The organism is Curtobacterium sp. MCSS17_005, from assembly GCF_003234225.2.
Classification (GTDB): Bacteria; Actinomycetota; Actinomycetes; order Actinomycetales; family Microbacteriaceae; genus Curtobacterium; species Curtobacterium flaccumfaciens.
In genome coordinates, this window is record NZ_CP126258.1 from 1,930,220 (window position 1) to 1,952,162 (window position 21,943).

Consider the following 21,943-nt stretch of genomic DNA (forward strand, 5'->3'; position numbering starts at 1 on the left):
CGCCGGTGCCGTCACGAGGTCGTGGGAACCCTCCAAAGACCTGAGCGGAGTTCGACGATTGGGCGTGCCCACCCGGCCAGGGGCAGACTGGCCGCCATGTCACGTACCACCCCCGCGGACCGCGAAGGCCGTCCCGGACGCACCTTCTTCGGGCAACCGTTCGAGCTCTCGACACCGTTCGCCGTGGAGCTCTGGGAGCGGTTCTCGTTCTACGGGATGCAGGGCATCGTCCTCATCTACATGTACTACACGGTCACGCAGGGCGGCCTGGGGATCGACAAGGGCATCGCCACCGGCATCATGGGTGCATACGGCGGCGCGGTCTACCTGTTCACGATCATCGGGGCGTGGATCGCCGACCGGCTGATCGGTGCGGACCGGACCCTGTTCGGCAGCGCGATCGTCGTGATGCTCGGGCACATCGCCCTCGCGCTCATCCCCGGGGTGGCCGGGGTCGGGGTCGGCCTCGTGCTCATCGCGCTCGGGTCCGGCGGGCTCAAGGCCACCGCCACCACGATCGTCGGCGGCCTCTACAGCCGCGAGGACCCACGTCGCGACGCCGGCTTCTCGCTCTACTACCTCGGCGTGAACCTCGGGGCGTTCTTCGGGCCGCTGCTCACCGGGCTGCTGCAGAGCTCGCTCGGCTTCCACTGGGGCTTCGGCCTCGCCGCCGTCGGCATGGCGGCGGGCCTGGTGCAGTACGCGATCCGGCGGAAGAAGCTGCCCGAGGTCGTCCGCCACGTGGCGAACCCCGTCGACCGCCGGCGTCTGCCGCTCATCGGTGCCGGCGTCGTCGTCGCGCTCGTCGTCATCGTCGTCGCCGTGCTGACCGGCCTGCTCAACGTCGGCAACCTGCCCACCGTCGTGGTGGCGGTCGTCGTGCTGGCCACCATCGGCTACTTCGTGGTCATCCTGTCGAGCGGCATCACCCGTGACGAGCGTTCGCGGGTCTTCGCGTTCATCCCGCTGTTCATCGGCAGCGCCGTGTTCTGGTCGCTCTACCAGCAGCAGTTCACCGTCGTGACGGTCTACTCCGACGAGCGTCTCGACCGCTCGCTGTTCGGCTGGGAGATGCCGGTGTCGTGGGTGCAGTCGATCAACCCGGTCTTCATCATCGTGCTGTCCGGCGTGTTCGCGGCGCTGTGGACCAAGCTCGGCGACCGCCAGCCGTCCACCCCGACGAAGTTCGCCCTCGGCACCGGGATCATGGGGCTCGCGTTCCTGCTCTTCCTGCCGTTCACCGGTTCGGGCGAGAACGGCACCCCGCTGCTCGCACTCGTCGGCATCCTGCTGGTGTTCACGCTCGCCGAGCTGCTGCTCTCGCCCGTCGGCCAGTCCGTCGCCACGAAGCTCGCGCCGCCGAAGTTCCAGACGCAGATGGTCGCGCTGTTCTTCCTGTCGGTGTCGCTCGGCACCGCCGTCACCGGGGTGCTGTCCCGCTACTACGACCCGGCGGACGAGGCCCCGTACTTCACGATCCTCGGCCTGGTCGCCGTCGTGGTGGGCGTGGTCCTGCTGCTCCTGGCCAAGCCGGTGCTGCGGCTCATGCGCGGCATCCGGTAACCTGAGCGGAGCCACACGCCGAAGCAACCAAGGAGTCACCACCCATGCTCGAACTCATCGCAGGGATCATCATCGGCGTCGGCGTCCTCGGTGGCGTCGGGTGCTGCATGGCCGTCGCGGCCATGATGAAGAGCGGCTCCGAGGAGTACTGAGTCCCTGACCCGGACTACTCGCCGCTGTCGGTCGTGACCGGCACCAGCTGACGACTCAGGACGGTCGCGCGCTCGAAGGGGCCGCGGCCGTCCTTCGTGTACGCGGGCTCATCGAAGGCGACGGTCCACGTGCGCTGTGTCCCGCCGATCTGACTCCCGCCGGGAGCCACGATCACCCCGATCGGCTCGTCGGCCCACTGCTCGCCACCCCGATCGGTGTCGATGACCTGCACGAGGGCACCGATGCCGAGACCGGGAGCGTCGTCGGGGCGGGGACTGGGGGAGCGGCGGCGTCCGAACACGCCCTCACCGTAGCGGCGAGTGGTCACGGAACGTCTGTGCGGCACCTGTCGACACGCTGACGGCCCTGCAGGCGGGCGGTCAGGACCCCCCGCCTGCAGGGCGTCGAGTGGTCACGAACTGTCGGCCGCGCCGCCGCCAGGCGACGCGTCGTGACCAGCGCGCGGAGGTGAGCGGGGTGTTGCGACCGGCGGAAGGGCGGCCGGGAGGCCCGTGGCGGACCCGCACCGCGCCTCCAGGCGGCTGTCGGTCGCGTCCAGAGCGCGGGCCGGGTGGTCAGGACACCCCGCCTGCCGCGCGTCGAGTGGTCACGAACTGTCGGCTGCGCCGCCGCCATCCGACGGTTCGTGACCCCTCGGCGAAGGTGAGCGGGGTGTTGCGACCGGCGGGACGACGGCCGGGAGGCCCGTGGCGGGCCCGCACCGCGCCTCCAGGCTGCTGTCGGTCGCGACCAGAGCGCGGGCCGGGTGGTCAGGACACCCCGCCTGCGGCGCGTCGAGTGGTCGCGAACTGTCGGCCGCGCCGCCGCCAGGCGACGCGTCGTGACCAGCGCGCGGAGGTGAGCGGGGTGTTGCGACCGGCGGGACGACGGCCGGGAGGCCCGTGGCGGCCCCGCACCGCGCCTCCAGGCCGCTGTCGGTCGCGTCCAGAGCGCGGGCCGGGTGGTCAGGACACCCCGCCTGCCGCGCGCCGAGTGGTCGCGAACTGTCGGCCGCGCCGCCGCCATCCGACGGTTCGTGACCGTTCGGCGGAACCGAGCGGGGTGTCTTGACCAGCCGACACGCGCGACGAGACCCGGCCGCGTCAGACGGCGGCCGGCTCCACCCGGGCGATCTCGGTGATGGACGAGTGGCCCGTCTCGGGGTGCTTGCGCATCGACAGCAGCCGCTCCATCGACGGCTCGAGCGCCGTGACCTTGTCGAGCGGCGCACTCACGACGAGCTGGAACCCGAGCCGGAGCCACGCGGTGACCGCACGGCCGGCGAACTCCGAGTCCGCCTTGATGAACGCCTCGTCGAGGAACACCGGCGCGAACCGGGGCCGGGGACGCGTCTCGTCACCGAGCTGGTAGCGCAGCGCGGCGCCGACGATGAACGCCACGAGCTCCTGCGTCTCACCACCGGACTTGTCGCCGAGTGACGAGTACACCCCGAGGTCGTTGCCGTCGGTGTCGTACCGGACGGCCGTGATCTCCATGTGCCGGCGGACGTCGAGCACCGCGTCGCGCTGGGTGGTGCGGCCCCGGGCGGCGTCCGGGTCGGGCCGGATGACCGCCATGAAGCGCCGGAGCCGTCGGAACCGGGTCTCCAGCACGTCGTCGGTCAGTTCGGTGTCGACCGATGCGGACAGGGCGCGGAGCTCGCGGCGGAAGGCGGTGACGTCCTCGCGGGTGACCCGGCGGATCTGGATCTTCAGGCGGTCCCGGTTCGCGCCGAACGGCAGCTCCCGCAGGATCTCGTTGACCGGCTCGAGGCGCTCCTCGATCTCGACGACGGCGCGGTCGAAGGCGCCGGCGAGCGGGACGAGGTCCTCGCCGCTCCACTGCGACAGGCGTCGACGCCACTCGCTCCGACGCGCGTGCAGGCCGGTCGCCACGATCTGGTCGAGGATCGCGTGGTAATCGGGGTACGACGCGACGCCGGTGCCGAGGTTCGGGTCGGGCCAGGCGTCCTGGTACCGCTGGAACGTCAGCGTCAACGAGGTCGAGGCCGCCGCGGCACCGTCGAGCGCCTGCGTGAGCCGCTCCTCGAGCCGGCGCTTCAGCCGTCGCGTGGCGTCGTCGAACCCGTCGACGCCGTCCGGGGCGCCGATCTCCTCGAAGGTCTCCTCGAGCAGGCGGGCCTGCTGGTCGTCCGGCAGCGAACCGGGCGAGGACTCGAAGCGCTCGAGGATCTCGGCGGCGGCGTCCTGGCCGTCGACGAGCACCGCGTGGCGCTCCTCGAGCCGCTGGACCGACAGTCGTGCAGCGGAGCGACGGTCGGCAGCCTCGTCGAGGGACTTCCGGAGCCGGGCGACCGAGGCCCGGAGCGTCCGGAGGCCGTCGTCGGCGGCGAGCAGCGCCTGCCGTTCCTCGTCGAGCCGGGCGAGGGACGTCCCCAGCCCGTCGACGTCGATCGCGGCCCACGTGGCGTCGACCACGTGCTGGTGCGCGGCGCGGAGCACGTCGAGCGCGGTGAGGTCCTGCGCGACGTCGGTGCGGCGGGCCTCGAGCGTGGCGAGGTCCTGCGCGATCGAGGCGAGCTCCTGCTCGACCGCGGCGACGCGGGCCTCGTTCGTGAAGCCGATGACGTTCGACTGGCGGCGGTCACCGTGCGCGCCACGACGACCGTCGCGGAGCTGCCCGGACTCGGTGACCCGGCGGCCACCACCGCCGAGGTCGGACGCCGAGGCGACACAGCGGGCGTCGGTTCGGTCGGACTCGATCCGCTCGCGCACCCAGGTGCTGAACGGCGACGGCTTGATGGCGAGCTTGCCGGACACCATCGCCGGGTCGCCGTCGAGGTCCAGGTGCGGGCCGGTCGGCACACCCTCGAACTGCACGCGGACGGGCAGGCGCAGTGCGTCGATCGCCTCGCTGAAGTCGCCGAGGCGGTCCTGGTCGACGAGCAGCGTGCGGGCGACGGGCGCCAGGACGGACTCGATGGCCGTGCGCCAGCGCTCCTCGCCGGGCAGCACGTCGAGCAGTTCCGCCACGAAGGGCAGTTCGGCCGGGTCGATGCCGGCGGCGCGGGCCATCGCGAGCCGGGCCTCGTGCATCGGCAGCGGCATGGCGCCCTGCCGGTGCTCGAGCGACTGGCGCTCCTGCCGCAGGGACCGTTCGCGGTCGAGGAGCGGGTACTCCTCGCGGGTCAGGGCGTCGCGCCGCTCGTCGAGGGCGGTGCGCGCGTCGGCGTACGACCCGAGGAACTCGTGCGAGCTGCGCTGCGCGGCGGTGAAGTCGGCCTCGGTCGCGACGGACGTGCCGAGCACCGCGGTGCGCTCGTCGAACGTGGCGCGGGTGCGGACCACGGCGTCGCGCTCGCGGGTCAGCCGTTCGATGCGGTCCTCGAGCTGGGCGAGCGCGTTGCCGCCCTGGTCGCGGAGCCGGGACTCGGCGTCGCGCAGCTCGATCTCGACGGCGGCGTGCCGGGCCTCGGCCGCGGCGACCTCGGCGCGCGATGCCGTGCGCTCGCGGGCGTTGCGCGACACCTCGGCGTCGAGCAGGTCGCGCTTCCGCGAGGCCGTCCAGTGCGCGAACGGCGACACCTCGGCGCCGGTCGCGATGCCGTCCAGGGCCGCAGCGGCTTCGGTCGCGCGCGAGATCTCGTCGTGCAGGTCGGTGATGGGGGAGAGGATGCGGACCTTGCGCTCCTCAGTGTCCATCGCCTCGTACGCCTCGTCGAGTGCGGAGAAGTGCGCGAGGGCCCGGTCGGCCGCCTCGTACGTGCCCGGGGTCTCGAGCACGAGCGACTTGTACAGCGCGTCGACGGTCGGCAGGTGCTGGCCGGCCTGGATCCGGGCGAGCAGGTGCATCGCGCGGTTGCCGCCGCCGGAGTCACCGATGCCCAGCCGGGTCTGCAGCGTGTACGCGAGCTCCTGGTAGGTGTCGCGGATGACGAGCCCCGGCACGCGGCCGGTCAGCTCGAGGTGGTGGAACCGCGACGGCACGAACTCCTCGAGCCGGCGCAGGTCGAAGGTGTCGTCGACCGTCGCCATGGTCATCTGGATGTCGCCGACCCCGCGGGCGCGCTTCGGCACGATGTACGCACGCAGCACCGTGAAGCGCCGCTCGTCGTCGTTCCGGAACGTGACCGCCGCAGCGCCCCAGGTGGTCTGGTCGTCGCCGCGCAGGTTCACGTCGCGCAGACTGCCGGTCTCCGGGTCGCGCCGGGTGTCGACCTTGCCGCGCAGGTACGTGAGCAGGTTGCGCTGGTCGGCGCTGCGCGCGCGGCCGGTGGTGGCGTCGTTGGAGGCGCCGTTGAACGGCACGTCGGACGGCATCATCACGGCCAGGTAGGCGTCCATCAGCGTGGACTTGCCGGTGCCCGAGGCGCCGGAGATGAGCGTCGCCGTGCCGGAGAGCTCGACCTGCCGGTGGCCGTGGAACCCGCCCCAGTTGACGACCTGCATCGACTCGGCGCGCCACTGCGCGACCGTGTCGAAGAGCGCCGGGATCTCGAACGTGTCGGTCACGCTTCCGTCTCGCCTTCGTCGTCGGTGTCGGTGTCGTCAGTCGGGAGGCCCGGGTCGTCCCCGTCGGTCGGCTCGCCGCCCGGGGCGGTCGCCCCACCCTGCGCGGTGGTGGTCCGCAGCCAGGCGTCCAGTTCGAGCAGGCGCTCCAGGGGGAGCAGCACCTCGACGACGCTCGCCACCCGGAAGCGGTCCGGGTCGGAGGTGCGGATCAGGATGCGTGCGGTCACGAGGCGCTCGATCGCCTTCGCCACCCGGCCCTCGTCGCGGGTGCGGTCGGTCGCGGTCGCCGGACGGAAGCCCGCCACGTGCCCGAGGATCTCGGAGCGGTCCACGACGACCTGGTCCGGGCCCGGTCGGGCGTCGGCGCGCAGGCGCATCCGCAGGTAGACGAGGACGATCGTCTCCTCGCGGGTGTACGGCAGGTCGCGGAGCAGGGTCGGGAACGCGCGGCGCTGGCTCTCCGACCGGGCCTGGCGCTTCCAAGCGACCTCGCGGTCACGGTCGACGTGCAACTCGAGGAACAGGTCGTTCAGGCGGGACCGCAGCTGGTACTCGGCGTCGAGCACCGCGCGCCACTCGTCGGGGTGCGTGCGGGAGCTGACGTACGAGTGCCGCAGCAGGGCCACCAGGGCGCGTCGCTGGTGCTCGTCGAGCCGGCCCTCGTCGCCCTCGAAGAGGGCGAAGCTGGACTCGTCACGCTCGTCGTCCTGCATCACGGATGCGGGGTCGTCGTAGGGGACCGTGTCGTCGACCGGTGCCGGCGTCGTGTCGCTCACCGTGCCTCCTGTGCGTTCTCGTCGTGTGCGTCGCCGACCGGACGGTGCTCGTCGTCGAGCGCAGCGGTGGGCATGTGGAAGGTGATCGCGGTGCCGTCGGGGCGGACCGTGCGGTGCTCGGCGACGTGCGCGGCGGACTCGAAGTCGTCGCGCCCTGTCAGCAGGTGCGCGAGGCCGAAGAGCTCGACCGGTCGGCGCTGCTCGGGCGGCAGCCCGTGGAACGCGTCGACGCTGGAGTCGGCCTCGGCGAAGCGGAGTGCCGCGCGCAGCTCGCTCAGGAGCGGCCCACCGTGCATGCGGAGCATCTCGACGTCGAGGTCCTCGAAGACGTCGTCGTCGGGTTCCTCGATGGGCGGCGGCACGGACTCGGCGTCCGGGTCGTAGAAGCGCTCGCGCAGCGTGCCGACCTCGGCGGCCGCAGGCAGGAGCGGCAGCGGGATGCGGTCGCGCGCGCCGCCCTGGTCCATCAGGGTGGCGAGGCCGCGGTTGATCGAACGGAGCACGGCGTCGAGCTCGCGGTCGCGCACCACGTCGTGGGCGACGATCTGGTCGCGGAGCGTGGCGGTGAGCTGACGGCGCTGGGCGAGGACGTCCTCGATGCCCTGGCGCAGGATCGTCACGGTGTTGCGGAAGGCCCGACGCTCGCCGGCTCCGAGGCCCTGCGCGAACGGGTGCGCCAGGATCGTCGCGATGTCGTCACGGAGCCGCAGGAGCAGGGCGTCGTCCCGCAGCAGTTCGAAGGCGCCCTCGAAGGCACGGCCCTCGGGCGTCGCTTCCATCAGGTTGTCCGTGCGCGCCAGGTAGTCGTCGAGGATCTCGCCGATGGGGCGGACCTCTTGCCGGAAGTCCTCGACGATCGAGCGGTGCATCGTCGCGACCGCTTCCTCCACGCGCTTGAAGTCGCTCGGCAGCTGTCGGATCAGGTCGGAGATGTTCGTGTACCCGTCGCGCATCCGGTCGTCGTCGACGGCCACGACGTCGTCGCCGTGCTCCAGGCGCTCCCGCTCGGCCTGCAGCTCGGCGATCTGGGCGTCGATCCGTCGGATCTGCACGTCGGGGTCGGGTTCGGCGCGGGCGGCCCACCGGTGCACGGCGTCGACGATCATCGCCAGCCGGCTCTCGCTGATCAGGGCGCGGTCGGCCGACAGGGCGTCCACGAGGCTCAGGGCCTCGAGCGCGTGGCTGGTCAGGGAGTACTGCTCGTCGCCGTCGGGGGAGTTCGAGCGGACGAGCCACTGAGCGCCGACCCACTCGCGGCACAGCGCGCGGCCGTTCGGGCGGGTCTCCTGCTCGCTGCCGGTCTGCTCACTGCCGCTCTGCTCGCTGGCCGTCGACACCGCCTGGTCGCTGGCGGGCACGCGGGCACCCGCCGCCTGCAGGCGCGCGACGTGCTCCTCGACCTGCAGGTGCATGCGGTCGGCCGGGACGTACTGCACGTCGCGGTCGAAGACCGTACGGAACACGGCGAGGACCGTGGCGCTGGTCGGCCGGGACATGAGCCGCAGGGTCGGACGGTCGAGGACCGCTCGGACCCGGGCGAACTCGAGGTCGACGTCGGTCATGCGCCCCTTCGTCCGATCGTGCTGGTGGTCCGGCCGCGTGCTGCGGCCTGATGAGATGACAAGAGCCCGACGCTGCTGCGTCGGGCTCTTGTCGGTGGTGTTCGTGTTGCTACGTGGGCGATACCAGACTCGAACTGATGACCTCTTCGGTGTGAACGAAGCGCGCTACCAACTGCGCCAATCGCCCCCTGCACTGTTCGTGCGGATCGATACTAGCGGAAGTCCGGCGGTGCATCGAACACGTCGCGCGGCCCGGGTGTGGCGCGCTGTCCGCAGGGGGTGTCGAACCGCCCCGATCCGCATGAACTCGGGGGACACGCCCGGTGAACGGGGAGGATTTTGGTGGAAGTGCCCCGGTGCGTATAGAGTTTACGTCGTCGCCGCGACAGCGGAACGACAAGTGCGGATGTGGCGCAGTGGTAGCGCATCACCTTGCCAAGGTGAGGGTCGCGAGTTCGAATCTCGTCATCCGCTCGAGTGTGGGTCTTCTCGAAGGCCCGCGACTCACCAGAGGGTATCCCACCGTTCGGGTACTCACGGAGACGTGAACCTCGATGGTGGGGTGGCCGAGAGGCTAGGCAGCGGCCTGCAAAGCCGTCCACGCGGGTTCGAATCCCGTCCCCACCTCCAGATCCACCCTCCAAGACCTTGATGGACTCCGGTCCACGCAGGGACTTGGGCGATTGGCGCAGCGGTAGCGCGCTTCCCTGACACGGAAGAGGTCACTGGTTCGATCCCAGTATCGCCCACCACCACGAAGCCCCCGGCAGGACCACCAGGTCCGGTCGGGGGCTTTCTTCGTCCCGGGATTCAGACGGCCGGTCGGACCGATCGTCGGTCGACGACGAGGGGCCACGGGGGCCGGTTGCTTTGCTGAGCAGGACGCACGTGGTCCACGGGGTGAACACCGAGCACGACCCCTCGTGAGGGCCCTCGACGGCGCACGGCGCGCGTTCGCGTTACGGATGGTTCACTTCAACGCAGCCTGGCAACTGATGACTGCGCGTCGAACAACCACTCGAGCCGGTCCATCAGCTTCGGTCTCGACTGGACAGCATCGTGGTGATCGCCGGGCGCCAGCGCGTGAGCCACGGGTCGAGTGCGCCGGGCTCGGTGAACCCGCGATCGGACAGGTACAACCCCTGCACCGGGACGACCGCACCGAGCTCGACGAGCACGGGCTTGAGCAGCAGTTCGGGGGCGAGGTGGTGGGCCGGTCCGGCTCCGAGCATCAGCGGCACCGCGGTCACGCCCGCCATGCCGTCGCCGGATGCGAACTGGTCGAGGAACAGCTTGAGCACCCCCGAGTACGTGGCCTTGAACGTCGGGGACGCGATGACGACGAGGTCTGACACCGCGACGGCCCGGACCGCCTCGGTCACCGCAGGGTCACCCCAACCGAGCAGACCGGGACCGATGTCGATCACGTCGATGACGGTGGTGGGTGGGGTCCCGGTGATCGCCGTCGCGACCAGCTGAGCGGCCTCGAGCGTCCGAGAGGACGGCTTCGGGTTCCCCGCGACCACGGTCACGGTGGGGCTGTTCATGCGCTGAGCTTCGCGAACGACGACCGGTGCCACACGAGCGGGCTGTGTGTGAAGTCGGAGAGCAGACCGTTGACCCTGAGCACGACGATGTCGTGGTCGCCGGCCGGGTAGGTGTGCTCCACGGAGCAGTCGAGCCAGATCGGCGCCCCCTCGAGGAAGACCGATCCGGTGTCCGAGATCATGGTGTCGACGCCGATGAAGCGCACCGACTTGTCCCTGGACGCGAGCTGGCGGGTGACCGGTTCGTGCCGTTCCCCGAGGATCGAGACTCCGATCGACGGGGCGTCGGCGAGGGCCGGCCAGGTCGTGGAGGTGTGCTGCACGGCGAACATGACGAGTGGCGGGTCCTGCGAGACGCCGACCGTGAAGGACGACGCGACGAGGACGGTCGGCTCGTCATCGACGACCGCGGACAGGGCGGCGACGCCGCACGGGAAGCCCGAGAACGCCTGACGGAGCAGGGCAGGATCGGCGGTGGACGGAGAGGTGAACATCGGTGCTCCTTCGGGAAGGGGTCGAACGGGAGTCGGGTGCGGCGCTCAGTCCGCCAGTACGTGGGCTCGTAGACCGGCGCGGTCGAGCGCGCCGGTCACTGCCGCGACGAACGCATCCGTGGCGAGCGCCGGGAACTGCCCGGTCGACGGCATCGGGACGACGTTCGTGCCAGGGACGACGCCGAACACGATCGGATCGTCGGGAGTGAACTGCGCGGCCGGCGGTTCGAGGACCGTGAGGTGCACGCCGGCCGCGACGAGCGCGTGCATGTCCTCCCACGTCTGCCGGTGGCCGCGGAACACCGCCGGGTAGACCGAGGCGTAGCGGTCGGCGTTCGCGATCGTGTCCGCGACGGCCTCGTAGAGCACCCGTGGGTTGTCGGTGCCGTACAGGCCGACGTTCTTCGCGTAGAGCTTCGTCAGGGTCGACCCGTCCGCCGGGAACGCGATCGGCGGCGCCCAGTCGTTCGCCCAGTGTTCGAACGCGGCATCGTCCGGCTCCTCCTGCGCGTAGAGCACGGCCCCGGGCACCCGGTCCGCTCCGGCCGCGACGGCCATCGCCGTGACGAGGGCCGAGCCGGTCTTCATGCCGACCGGCAGGAACGGTCCGACACCGAGCCCGTCGAGTGCCTGCAGCAGCACGGTCGCGTAGTCGCCGAGGGGTCGGTCGGCCGGTGCGTCGTCGGACTGCCCGAACCCCGGGGTGTCGAACGCGAGCACGGCGACGTCCTCAGGGAAGGCCTCGAGCACGGGGTCGTAGACCGCCGAGGTGCGCGGCGACTCGTGGTACATCGCGATCACGCTCGCAGCCGCCTCGGGAGCGGGGCCCCCGGCCCGGTAGTGCACTTGGCCCCAGTCGGTGTCGATGTATCCGCGCATGTTGGTTCCTTCCAAGAGGAGTCAGAATGCCCGCAGGTTGTCCCGCAGGTGCTCGTGGTCGTACTCGGTGCGGGTCAGCCCGCGTGCCTGGAGTTCGGGGACGAGCCCGTCGCAGACCTCGGCGATGAACCGCCGGGTGACGCCGTTCGTGCCGATCAGGAAGCCGTCCCCACCGGAGACGTCCGCGAACGCCTCGAGCTGGTCGGCGACCTGCTCGACCGAGCCGACGAGCGACGGACCGGCACCGCCGGCCTCCTTCGCGACCGCCTCTCGGAGCGTCAGCGTGGCGTTGCGGTCCCGGTAGAGCGCGAAGTTCTGGGTGCCGTTCGTGGCCAGGTCGAGCTCGCCGAGCGGGGTGTCGAGGGGCACGGTCGAGAAGTCGATGTCCGTGGACTTCGACATGGTCGCGAGCGGGATGTCGATGTTGTCCATCGCCAGTCGCACGCGCTCGTCCGCGCGCTGCCTGGCCTCGGCCTCGCTCGACCCGACGATCGGCCAGACGCCGAAGAGCACCTTCACCTCGTCCGGATCCCGTCCGGCGGCGGCGGCAGCGTCCCGCACGCGGTCCCGGTAGTCGCGCGCCTTCTCCGGCGACGAGTGGATCGCGACGATCGTGTCGGCGTGCTGCGCGGCGAACGCGATGCCGCGCGGCGACCCGCCGGCCTGCGAGATGACCGGGCGGCCCTGGGGCGAGGGCCCGGAGTTCAGCGGCCCGCGGGTCGAGAAGTGGGAGCCGCGGTGGTCGGCGTACCGGACCTTGGTGTGGTCGGCGAAGGTCGACGTCCTGCGGTCCGCGACCACGGCTCTCGGCTCCCACGTGTCGAAGAGCGCGGTCATCGCCCGGACGAAGTCCTCGGCCACGTCGTACCGGGAATCGTGCTCGTCCATCCCGTCGTGTCCGTAGTTCTGCAGCGCGCGGTCGCTCGTTCCGGTCACCACGTTGACGCCGAACCGGCCCTTCGACAACTGGTCGAGCGTGCCTGCCATGCGAGCGAGCAGGTAGGGGTGGTACGCGAACGTGCCGGCGGTGGCGATGATCCCGAGCCGTTCGGTCGCCTGGGCGAGCAGCGTCGCGACGATCATCGGGTCCTGCCGCGGCGCTTGCATCGCGTACTTCAAGTAGACCTCCATCGAGTCGCCGTAGCGGTCGCCGACGAAGGTGTTGTCCTCGATGAGGACGTAGTCGAACTTCGCGCGCTCCATCGCCCTGGCCAGGTCGACGAAGATCTGGGCGTCCTGCCAGTCGTCGCCGATCGAGCCGGAGAACGGTTGTGCCCATGCGGGCACCGAGGTGCCGTTGCAGAACCACCCGAGGTGGAAGGGTGAAGCGGTCATGAATACTCCTGTCGTCCGCGGACGTCGTCCGCGGATCTGGTCCGGATCAGAACGCGGCGAGGTTCGCCTTGAACGTGGACTCGGGGTAGTCGCTCCGGATCAGTCCCCGCCTGCGGAGCTCCGGCGCCAGGCCGGACGCGATCTCGTCGATGTACCGGCGGGAGTGGGTGCGCACCGGTTCACCGCGGATCAGGAACCCGTCGCCGCCGACGGCTTCCATGACCTCGTCCATCTGCGCCGCGACCGAGGCCGGCGTCCCGACGAGCTCGACGGCTTCGGTCTGCTGCCCCATCAGGGCCTCGCGGATCGTCTTGCCCTGGGTGCGCTTCCGGAACTGCTCGAGCCCCGACTGGTGCCCGTTGGTGCTGACGTCGTCGGGGAGCGGGGCATCGAGGTCGAACTGCTTGAAGTCGACCTCCGTGGTGATCGACATGATGCCGAGGATCGTCTCGATCTGGTCCTGGGTGAGCTCGTTTCGACGCCGAGCGATCTCCTCGGCGTCCGCCTGCGTCTCGCCGAGGACGGGCTGGACGATGTACATCACCTTGACGTCGTCGGCGTCCCGGCCGTGCCCGACGGCCCGGGCGCGGATGTCGTCGCGGTACTCCCGCATCTGGTCGACGCCCTTCGGGGCCGAGAGCAGCACGTTGGCGTGCCGGGATGCGAAGTCGCGGCCCTTGGGTGAGCCGCCGGCCTGGCAGATGACGGGGTGGCCCTGCGGTCCGGCCGGAAGGTTGAGTGGTCCGCGGACCTTGAAGTACTTCCCGTCGTGGTGGATCGGGTGGACCTTCGTGTGGTCGGCGAGGTACCCGGTCTCGCGGTCGGCGACGATCGCGCCCGGCTCCCAGGAGTCCCAGAGCTCCTTGACCACGGTGATGAACTCGTCCGCCATCTCGTAGCGCTCGTCGTGCGGGAGCAGGTGGTCGAGGCCGTAGTTCTGCCCGGCGAGGTCCTCCGAGCTGGTGACGACGTTCCAGCCGACTCGCCCCCTCGTGAGGTGGTCCATGGTGGCCATCACGCGGGCGACGAGGAACGGCGGGTAGAACGACGTCGACATCGTCGCGATGAACCCCATGTGCTGGGTGACCTGCGCGAGCATCGGCAGGAGCGGTACCGGGTCGCCCTTGGGGGAGTGCAGCCCGTGCTTCAGGTCGTTCTCGGTGCTGCCGCCGTAGGTGTCGCTGACGAGCGTGGAGTCCTCGAACATCATGAAGTCGAAACCGGCGCGCTCGAGCGAGCGGGCCATGTCCATGTAGTACTCACCGTTGAGCCAGGTGAGCGGGGTGTCGGCGGCCCAGGGGGACTTCCACGCGGGCGTCTTGAACGGGGTGAACCACGCGAGGTGGAAGGGGTCGGCTGCCATTCGTGCTCCAGAGGGGACTGAGGTGGTGGTGTGACCATTCGAGCAGGGCGCGATTTCGCCGCGACCACTGCTCCGTGAGGATTCGATTACGCGTGCAATCGGTCGCCGGTACCGCCGCCTGAACAGGGGTTTCAGGCGGTGGTGGGGATTTCCGCCTGCGGCTCGGGCGTACTGGTGGTCCGGTCCGCCACCGTTCCCGCCAATACGCCGGAGCGGTGTCCGGCGAGCACCGCTTCGGCCGACGGCACCGGGATCCGGTAGGCCGAGGTGATGGTCGTGTAGAGCGCGCCGCCGAGCCGGCCGACGGGGCGGTAGCGCTCGATGTCGATCCGCCCTCGGTCGTCGAGGACGCCGTCGTCGGTGTGCACGCCGACCACCTCGGCGAACACGAGCGTCGCGCCGGGCATCTCCTTCTCCTCGGTCGCCCGGCACTCCAGGGCGACCTTCGCACCGGCCAGGCGCGGCGGGGTGACGACGGTGCTCGGCGTGGTGTCGAGTCCGAGCAGGGCCGCTTCGTCGACGTCGGCGTCGAACAGCGCGGCGGTGTCCGTCTGGTCCGCCTCGAAGCCCTCCGTGACCAGGTTCACGACGAAGTCCCCGGTGTGCCGGATGTTGTCGAGCGTGTCCTTGCTGCCCGTGAAGGACACCATGAGCATCGGCGGGTCCATCGTGACGAGCTGGAAGTAGCTGTACGGGGCGAGGTTGTACCCGCCGTCGGGTGCAACCGACCCGATCCAGGCGATCGGCCGCGGCACGACCGCGTTCTTGATCATCCAGATGAAGTCGACGTGCTCGGACGAGGTGTCGAGGTACATGCGGTGGCCTCCTGGGGCGCGTTCGTGGGACGGGTCGGCCGGGAGGCTCGGTGTGGGTCCGGTGGGTCGGTGCGCCTCCCGGGGGCAGCCGGTCACAGTGCCCGGCTCAGGCCGCGCGGTCGTCGTCCAGCACGCGTGCTCCGGGGATCGCTCGGAGCAGTGTCCGCGTGTACTCGTGTTGCGGGGCGCCGAAGATCTGGTCGGGTGTGCCCGACTCGACGACCTGGCCGTGGTCCATGACGTGCACACGGTGCGACACCATCCGGACGACGGCCAGGTCGTGACTGATGAACAGGTACGCCAGCCCGAGCTCCTGCTGCAGTTCGACGAGCAGCTCGAGGATCTGTTCCTGCACCACGACGTCGAGCGCGGAGACGGCCTCGTCGAGGACCACGAGGTCGGTCTGGAGTGCGAGGGCGCGGGCGATGGCGACGCGCTGGAGCTGCCCTCCGGACATCTCGTTCGGGAGCTTGTCGGCCGTCGCCGCCGGCAGGGCGACCCGGTCGAGCAGGTCGAGCGCGCGGGACCTCCGGCTCGCTGCGTCGCCGATGCCGTGCAGGACCATCGGTTCCTCGATGCTTCGACGGACGGTCCAACGGGCGTCGAGCGAGCCGTACGGGTTCTGGAACACCGGCTGCACGCGACTGCGGAACCGCATCAGGTCCGCTCCGCGCAGCCCGGAGACCTCGGCGCCGGCGAACGTGATCGAGCCGCTCGTCTGCTGTTCGAGCGCCAGGACCATCTTCGCGGTCGTCGACTTGCCGGACCCGGAGCCGCCGACGACCGCGACGGTCTCGCCGCGGGCGATGTCGAAGGTCGAGCCGGCCACGGCGACGAAGGGGTCCTGCCGTCGCCAGCCGCCGGAGCGGATCGGGTACTCCTTGCGGACGTCGGTGAGCCGGACGAGCGGCTCGGCAGCCGCCACCGCGATGTCGGGGCCGGTCGAGCGTGCAGCCGTCGTGACGGGGCCGTCGCCGACGAGCCGCACGGAACCGAAGTCCGGGGCGGCTGCGAGGAGCCGCTGGGTGTACTCGTGTTCCGGTCGTGCGAGTATCCCGGCGGCACGGCCCTGCTCGACGACCTCCCCGCGGTACATCACGAGGATCGTGTCGGCACGTTCGGCGGCGAGCGGCAGGTCGTGGGTGATCAGGAGCACGGCGGTGCCGAGCTCGCTCGTCAACCGGTCGAGCTCGTCGAGGATGGTCCGCTGCACGGTGACGTCGAGGGCACTCGTCGGCTCGTCGGCGATGAGGAGCTTCGGGCGGCAGGCGAGCCCCATCGCGATGAGCACGCGCTGCCGCATGCCACCGGAGAGCTCGTGCGGGTACTGGCGGGCGCGGCGCTCCGGCTCGGGGATGCCGACCATCTCGAGCAACTCGACGACCCGGGTCCGTGCGGCCGCGCCCTTGGCGATGCCGTGCACCTCGAGCGCCTCGCGGATCTGGGTGCCGACGCGGTGGATCGGGTCGAGGTTCGACATCGGGTCCTGCGGCACCAGGCCGATGCCCTTGCCGCGGATGCCGGTCATGGTGCGCTCGGGGGCGTCGTGAACCGGAACGCCGTCGAAGGTGATGCTGCCGTCCGAGATCCGGCCGTTGTCGGCGAGCAGGCGGTTGACGCTGGCGGCGGTCGTCGACTTGCCCGAGCCGGACTCGCCGACGATCGCCAGGGTCTCCCCGGCGGCCAGGTCGAACGACACCCGGCGGATCGCCTCGAACTCACCGGACGGTGTCGTGAACGTCACGGCCAGGTCGCGGACGGACAGGAGCGGCTGCTGCGTCATGGGGCTGCCTTCGGGACGGGAGCGGAGGGTGCGGGGCGAGGGCGCACGGGCCGGCCGATCGACCGGCCCGTGCGGGGGGGGGGGGGGGGGGAACTAGACCGCGATGGTGGGGAGCGGGGTCTCCACGCGCGGCTGGGGCGTGCCCCGGAAGGACGGCGTGCCGCCCCACGAGGTCTCGACGTCGGCGAGCTCGACGACCTCACCGAACGACCAGCCCATGCCGAACAGGGCGAAGTGGTTCCGCTCCGGCGTGAACTCGGCGACCGCGTCCCGCACGACGTACGTGGCGTAGTCGCGCTGACCGGCGTCGCGGACGGTGGTCTCGACGCAGATGTTCGTCGTCACGCCGCAGACCACCAGGTTCCGGACGCCGAGCCCGGTCAGGACGGGCTCCAGCCGGGTGCCGTAGAACGCGCTCGGGCGGGACTTGTCGATCACGACCTCGTCGGGCCGTGCATCGAGCTCGGGGATGAGCTCGATCTCGTCGGTGCCGTACCCGAGGGAGTTCGCGGCGATGCGGTCGGACGCCTTGGCGCCCTTCGTGACGCCGAAGTCGACCATGCCGGGCATGTAGACGTAGCGGGTGAAGATCACCGGGACGCCGGCCGCGCGGGCGGCGTCGACGAGGGCGACGGTGCCGGGGATCGCGTGCCGGAGCGGGGTGACGTCGATGCCGGCGCGTCCGAGCGAGTCGTCGTTGTCGAAGAACGCGCGTTGCATGTCGACGACGATGACGGCGGTGTTCTCGGTGGGGATGGTGGTGGTCATCGTGTGACTCCTAGTCGAAGAGGATCATGCCGTTGGGACGGGGCGCCCAGTCGAGCCCCTTGGTGACGCCGTACGTGTACGTGTCGGCGATGAGCGGTGCGTAGTACGTGTTGTCGTCGACGATCGTCGACACCTTGCCGAGGTCGGCGTTGCGGGCCGCCTCGTCAGGTTCCGCGAGCTCCTGCTCGAGCAGCGCGTCGATCTCGGGGTTCTTCGCGTAGCCCTGACCGCCGGACTTCGTGAGCATCGTGAGCGGCAGGTCGGCGTCCAGCACCGACGGGGCGAACGCGTAGATGTACAGGCCGGAGAACTTGCTCGCGAACCAGTTCGACGAGAACGTCGAGAACTCCTGGCCGTCGAGCTTCACCGTGATGCCCACCGCCTCGAGGTACTGCTGGACCGACTGGGCGAGCTGCTGGATCTGCGGCAGCGTGGTCGTCGGGTAGCTCAGCGTGATGGTGGAGCCGTCGTACCCGGAGGCCTTGACGAGCTCCTTCGCCTGGGCGACGTCCTGCTCCGTGGGTTCGATCGAGTCGTCGTAGCCCTGGGTCACCGACGCGACGAGCTGACTGGCCGGCTCGGTCGTGCCGGCCATGAGCTTCTCCGAGATCGCGTCGCGGTCGACGGCGAGGCTGACGGCCTTGCGGAAGTCGGGGTCGTCGAGCCACTTCGCGGTGGCGTTGAAGCCGGTGTAGATGACCCGGTTGGACTTGGTGTCGACGACGTCGACGGCGTCGGACGACTTCGCGGCGCCGACGCTGGCCGGTCCGAGCAGGGCGATGTCGAGGTCACCGGACTGCACGGAGTTGGCGCGGGTGGTCTCGTCCGGCACGAACTGGAACACGACGTTCTCGTAGGTGCCCTGCTTGCCCCAGTAGTCCGGGTTCCGCTTCAGCGTGATGGAGTCGCCGCGAGTCCACTTCACGACCTCGTACGGACCGGATCCGACCGGCTTCTGGCCGAAGGCCTTCGCACCCTCGGAGTAGATCGCCTCGGGCAGGATCGACACCAGGGTGACCTGCCGGTCGAACGGCGCGTACGGGGTGTTCAGGTGGAAGACGACGGTGGTGTCGTCGGTCGCCTCGAGGGAGTCGATCGCGGTCATGTAGCCGCCGAGGTTCGACTCGGGGTCCTTCATCGCGGTCTCGTACGTGTAGACCACGTCGTCGGCGGTGACGGGGGACCCGTCGGAGAACTCGGCGTCGTCACGGAGTGTGAACGTCCACGTCGTCAGAGCGTCGTCGTGGGTCCACTCCGTCGCCAGGCCCGGCTCGACGCTGCCGTCCTTCCCGATGGTCGTGAGCTGGTCGAAGACGTTCTCGAAGACGTTGAGCGACTGCAGGTTCGTGTCGAACACCGGGTCGAGGGTCGACGGCTCCGCGGTGAGTGCGGCGGTGACGGTGTCCTTGGTGGTCGAGCCGCTGCCGGCGTCGGCGGACGAGAAGCCCGAGCAGCCGGTGAGCACGAGTGCTGCGGCGCCGGTGAGGCCGACCGCGACGAACAGTCGGTGGATCCGGGGTGATGCCATGAGGGGGTGATCCCTTCGGGAGCGGGGTGAGGAGGGGGGTAGGGCGGGGTGGGAGTACCGGACGTGCGGTCCGTGGCGGAGGCGGGCGCGCCTCCCGTCCGTCAGCGACGCGAGCGGCGCGCGGACAGGCCCTGCGAGACGAACTGGACCCCACCGATGACCATCAGGATCATCAGTGCGGGCAGGACGACGAGCGCGGGGTTGGTCTGCAGGTAGTTCTGGCCGTCGGCGATGAGTCCACCGAGGCTGGGAGTCGGCGGCTGGATGCCGAGGCCGATGAAGGACAGCGAGGACTCGATCGTGATCACCGTGCCGACCTCGAATGCGGCGAGGATCGCGATCTGCGGCAGCACGTTCGGCAGCAGGTGGCGGCTGATGACCCACCACCCGGACCCGCCGGCCGCGGTGACGGCCGTGACGAACTCACGCTCCCGCAGGGACACGGCGATCGACCGGGAGACACGGCCGTAGCCGACCCAGTTCGTCAGCCCGAGCATCACCACCAGCAGGGTGGTGCTCGAGCCGAGTGCGGCGACCAGCACGATGAGGAGCAGGACGACGGGGATCGAGAGCTGCACGTCCGCGACGCCCATCAGGAACGCGTCGAGACGACCGCGGCGCCAGCCTGCGACCAGCCCGATCGCCAGGCCGAGCACCATGGAGATGAGCACGGCGCCGAACGCCACGACGAGCGAGGTGCGAGTCGCCACCGACAGCCGGCTGAGGAGGTCACGACCCAGTGCGTCGGTGCCCATCAGGTGTGCGCCGCTCGTGAACGGCGTCTGCTGCGCACTCGCGAGGTCCTGCGAGTACGGATTGAAACCGGGGAGGAACGGCACCACGATCACGACCAGCGCGACGATGGCGAGCATGACGGTCGCGACGACGAGCGAGGGTGCTGCGCCGACGAGTCCGGCGGTGAGCGACCGCGCCTGGGTGCGGGTTCTGAGCCGGGTCGTTGCCTGGGTCATGAGAGCCTCACTCGGGGGTCGAGCACCGCGTAGAGCATGTCGACGATGAAGTTGATGGCGACGAAGAGCATCGCGATGAGCACGACACCGGCCTGCACGATCGGGTAGTCCCGTTCGGTGACGCCCTGCACGATCAGGCGTCCGAGACCGGGCCAGTTGAAGACCATCTCGAGCACCACCGTGCCGCCCATCAGCACACCGAGGTTGATGCCGGCGATCGTGATGACCGGGAGGAGCGCATTCGGGAGCATGTGCCGCACCACGATCCGGCCGCGGGAGACACCCTTCGCACGGGCGGTCCGGACGTAGTCGAGGGCCCGGGACTCGTCGAAGGAGGACGAGATGAGCCGGAGGTACAGGGCCACTTCGAAGGTCGCCATCGTCGCGACGGGGAGCACGAAGCTCGCGTAGCTCGTGCGGCCGATCGCCGGCAGGAGCCCCAGCGAGACCGAGAAGACGAGCACCAGGAGGATGCCGAACAAGTAGGGCGGGATCGCCTGCCGCACCGTCGCGAGCCACATCAGGGTCGAGCGGAGCCGCTTGCTCCCGGTGGTCTCGGCGACCACCGCGAGCGCCACGGCGAGCGCGAAGCCGATCACGAACGACGTCAGGGCGAGCTCGACGGTGTTCGGGAGTCGCTCGAGGACGAGGCCGAGTGCGGACTGCCCTTGACGGATCGAGTCACCGAGGTCGCCGCGGAACGCACCGGCCATGAAGTCGACGTACTGCACGAGCAGCGGTCGGTCGAGGCCGAGGCTGTGCCGGGCGGCCTCGACGTCGGCTTGGGTCGCCTGGTCGGGCAGCATGAGCCGGACCGGGTCGCCGGTCAGTCGGGCGAGCACGAAGGCGAACGTCAACACGGCGAGGACCGTGACGACGATCCGCGTGACGCGGGAGCCGATGAACCGCACCATGGGACGGTCCTTCCTTCTGGGCGTGTGCCGAGGTGATCCCCTCGGTGTGCAGGTGACGCTATGTGCCGATTGATTCCGCACCGTGACCTGTCGGTAACGCTTGATTGCGCGCCGCGGATCCGCATGAACACGCGGATCCGCGGGGTTTCCGCCGACCGCGCCTGCCGTGCGGGGCGGCGCGCGCGGTCGCTCGGCTCAGTGCGAGGGCGTCTGTGTGTTGAGCATCGCGGGCACGTCCTCGTGCTTCGCCCACAGCGCCACCCGGTCGCCGCGGTAGTGGCCGTAGGCCAGCATGCCGACGCGGCCGTCTGCGCCGCGCACGAGTGTCTCGCGCACCAGAATTGCGGCACCGACGGCGACCTTCAGGACCTTCGCGGTGCGCTCGTCGCAGTTCACGGCCTCCACCGTCGCCTCGACGTGGGACAGTGCGACCTGGCGCATCGCGTTGATCCGGGCGTCCCGGTCGTCGTCGTCCACGAGCAGGGTCGGCGCGTCCAGGGGGTAGTACCCGACGAGCACGCCGAGTGGTTCGCCGCCGCGGGTGACGAGGTCCTCCCGCATGAGCACGGAGTCGTCGTCGATCTCCAACCGGCTGCGGATGTGTTCGTCGGCCAGCACCGTCGCGCGCTCGAGCTCGGTCAGTTCGAGGGACACCGAGGGCCGGTCCGGGTCCTCCTCTGCACGGGTCCAGCCGCCGATCGGCAGGAGCTCCAACAACGGCAGCTCGGAGATCGACGCGACGACGCTCGTCCCGACGCGCTGCCGGCGTTCGATGAGGCCTTCTGCGCCGAGCATCGACAGTGCTGAGCGGATGCTGGTGCGGCTCATCATCATCGACATGATGAGGTTCTGCTCCTCGAGCGGTCTCCCGGCGGAGAGCACGCCACGGCGGATGCTCGCTCGGAGGAGCACGTGGGCCCGCCGAGGGGAGGACTGCAGGAGTTCCCGGATGCGTTGACCGCTCCCGCTCCGGGCACGGGCGATGGCCTCGGTGAGTTCCGTGTGCGTGTCCATGTCGCG

At 70.4% G+C, this 21,943-nt stretch carries 17 protein-coding genes and 4 tRNA genes; 4 read left to right on the top strand and 17 right to left on the bottom strand.

Translation table 11 applies throughout. The features are described from left to right. Positions 1 to 96 precede the first annotated feature (96 nt). Positions 97 to 1,563: a peptide MFS transporter gene (locus DEJ20_RS09310; protein WP_111110866.1), complete on the top strand. Its 1,467-nt coding sequence runs from the start codon at positions 97 to 99 to the stop codon at positions 1,561 to 1,563. A gap of 166 nt (positions 1,564 to 1,729) precedes the next feature. Here the strand turns inward: DEJ20_RS09310 and DEJ20_RS09315 are convergent, their stop codons facing one another. The 5 genes from DEJ20_RS09315 to DEJ20_RS09335 form a co-directional block, all read right to left on the bottom strand. Further along, complete coding sequence (locus tag DEJ20_RS09315; protein WP_146245456.1) at positions 1,730 to 2,044, bottom strand: hypothetical protein; 315 nt, start codon at positions 2,042 to 2,044, stop codon at positions 1,730 to 1,732. Between the two features lie 775 nt (positions 2,045 to 2,819). Then, positions 2,820 to 6,188 (bottom strand): ATP-binding protein, encoded by a 3,369-nt coding sequence (locus DEJ20_RS09320; protein ID WP_111235882.1) that lies wholly within the window; start codon positions 6,186 to 6,188, stop codon positions 2,820 to 2,822. Next, positions 6,185 to 6,964 (bottom strand): DUF4194 domain-containing protein, encoded by a 780-nt coding sequence (locus DEJ20_RS09325; RefSeq protein WP_111235881.1) that lies wholly within the window; start codon positions 6,962 to 6,964, stop codon positions 6,185 to 6,187. The genes DEJ20_RS09320 and DEJ20_RS09325 overlap by 4 nt, the downstream gene beginning before the upstream one ends. Further along, complete coding sequence (locus DEJ20_RS09330) at positions 6,961 to 8,526, bottom strand: DUF3375 family protein (RefSeq protein ID WP_111235880.1); 1,566 nt, start codon at positions 8,524 to 8,526, stop codon at positions 6,961 to 6,963. Before DEJ20_RS09330 ends, DEJ20_RS09325 begins: the two co-directional genes overlap by 4 nt. Positions 8,527 to 8,640: 114 nt before the next feature. After that, positions 8,641 to 8,713 (bottom strand) — tRNA-Val (locus DEJ20_RS09335). Positions 8,714 to 8,928: 215 nt separating this feature from the next. Between DEJ20_RS09335 and DEJ20_RS09340 the strand changes: the two genes are divergently transcribed. The 3 genes from DEJ20_RS09340 to DEJ20_RS09350 all read left to right on the top strand — a co-directional run bounded on the left by DEJ20_RS09340 (position 8,929) and on the right by DEJ20_RS09350 (position 9,278). Next, positions 8,929 to 9,000: transfer RNA gene (locus DEJ20_RS09340), tRNA-Gly, on the top strand. 82 nt (positions 9,001 to 9,082) lie between these two features. Further along, positions 9,083 to 9,156, top strand: a tRNA-Cys gene (locus DEJ20_RS09345). Between the two features lie 47 nt (positions 9,157 to 9,203). Beyond that, a tRNA-Val gene (locus DEJ20_RS09350) sits at positions 9,204 to 9,278 on the top strand. Positions 9,279 to 9,557: 279 nt separating this feature from the next. On the opposite strand, the gene DEJ20_RS09355 is transcribed toward DEJ20_RS09350, so the two are convergent. The 12 genes from DEJ20_RS09355 to DEJ20_RS09410 form a co-directional block, all read right to left on the bottom strand. Beyond that, the gene (locus DEJ20_RS09355) at positions 9,558 to 10,073 is read right to left on the bottom strand and encodes an NADPH-dependent FMN reductase (protein ID WP_111235879.1); all 516 of its coding nucleotides are present in this window, start codon (positions 10,071 to 10,073) and stop codon (positions 9,558 to 9,560) included. After that, a complete protein-coding gene (locus DEJ20_RS09360) occupies positions 10,070 to 10,567 on the bottom strand; it encodes a flavin reductase family protein (protein WP_110894655.1) in 498 nt (165 codons plus the stop codon). The genes DEJ20_RS09355 and DEJ20_RS09360 overlap by 4 nt, the downstream gene beginning before the upstream one ends. Before the next feature lie 45 nt (positions 10,568 to 10,612). Then, positions 10,613 to 11,446 (bottom strand): alpha/beta fold hydrolase, encoded by an 834-nt coding sequence (locus DEJ20_RS09365; RefSeq protein ID WP_111235878.1) that lies wholly within the window; start codon positions 11,444 to 11,446, stop codon positions 10,613 to 10,615. A 21-nt stretch (positions 11,447 to 11,467) separates the two neighbouring features. Continuing rightward, the gene (locus tag DEJ20_RS09370; protein ID WP_111235877.1) at positions 11,468 to 12,781 is read right to left on the bottom strand and encodes an NtaA/DmoA family FMN-dependent monooxygenase; all 1,314 of its coding nucleotides are present in this window, start codon (positions 12,779 to 12,781) and stop codon (positions 11,468 to 11,470) included. 46 nt (positions 12,782 to 12,827) lie between these two features. Next, entirely contained in the window at positions 12,828 to 14,144 is a 1,317-nt protein-coding gene (locus DEJ20_RS09375; protein WP_111235876.1) for an NtaA/DmoA family FMN-dependent monooxygenase, read from the bottom strand. Between the two features lie 131 nt (positions 14,145 to 14,275). Next, positions 14,276 to 14,959 carry a flavin reductase family protein gene (locus tag DEJ20_RS09380; RefSeq protein ID WP_111235875.1) on the bottom strand — a complete coding sequence of 228 codons (684 nt, stop codon included), beginning with the start codon at positions 14,957 to 14,959 and terminating at the stop codon, positions 14,276 to 14,278. A 106-nt stretch (positions 14,960 to 15,065) separates the two neighbouring features. Continuing rightward, a complete protein-coding gene (locus DEJ20_RS09385) occupies positions 15,066 to 16,742 on the bottom strand; it encodes an ABC transporter ATP-binding protein (protein WP_284183322.1) in 1,677 nt (558 codons plus the stop codon). Positions 16,743 to 16,835: 93 nt separating this feature from the next. Then, a complete protein-coding gene (locus DEJ20_RS09390; RefSeq protein ID WP_284183323.1) occupies positions 16,836 to 17,510 on the bottom strand; it encodes a cysteine hydrolase family protein in 675 nt (224 codons plus the stop codon). A gap of 10 nt (positions 17,511 to 17,520) precedes the next feature. Next, entirely contained in the window at positions 17,521 to 19,038 is a 1,518-nt protein-coding gene (locus DEJ20_RS09395; RefSeq protein WP_111235873.1) for an ABC transporter substrate-binding protein, read from the bottom strand. 101 nt (positions 19,039 to 19,139) lie between these two features. Continuing rightward, positions 19,140 to 20,009 (bottom strand): ABC transporter permease, encoded by an 870-nt coding sequence (locus tag DEJ20_RS09400; protein ID WP_111236303.1) that lies wholly within the window; start codon positions 20,007 to 20,009, stop codon positions 19,140 to 19,142. Further along, positions 20,006 to 20,923 (bottom strand): ABC transporter permease, encoded by a 918-nt coding sequence (locus tag DEJ20_RS09405; protein ID WP_110891720.1) that lies wholly within the window; start codon positions 20,921 to 20,923, stop codon positions 20,006 to 20,008. The genes DEJ20_RS09400 and DEJ20_RS09405 overlap by 4 nt, the downstream gene beginning before the upstream one ends. 195 nt (positions 20,924 to 21,118) lie before the next feature. After that, complete coding sequence (locus tag DEJ20_RS09410; protein WP_111236302.1) at positions 21,119 to 21,937, bottom strand: GntR family transcriptional regulator; 819 nt, start codon at positions 21,935 to 21,937, stop codon at positions 21,119 to 21,121. Between the last annotated feature and the right edge of the window lie 6 nt (positions 21,938 to 21,943).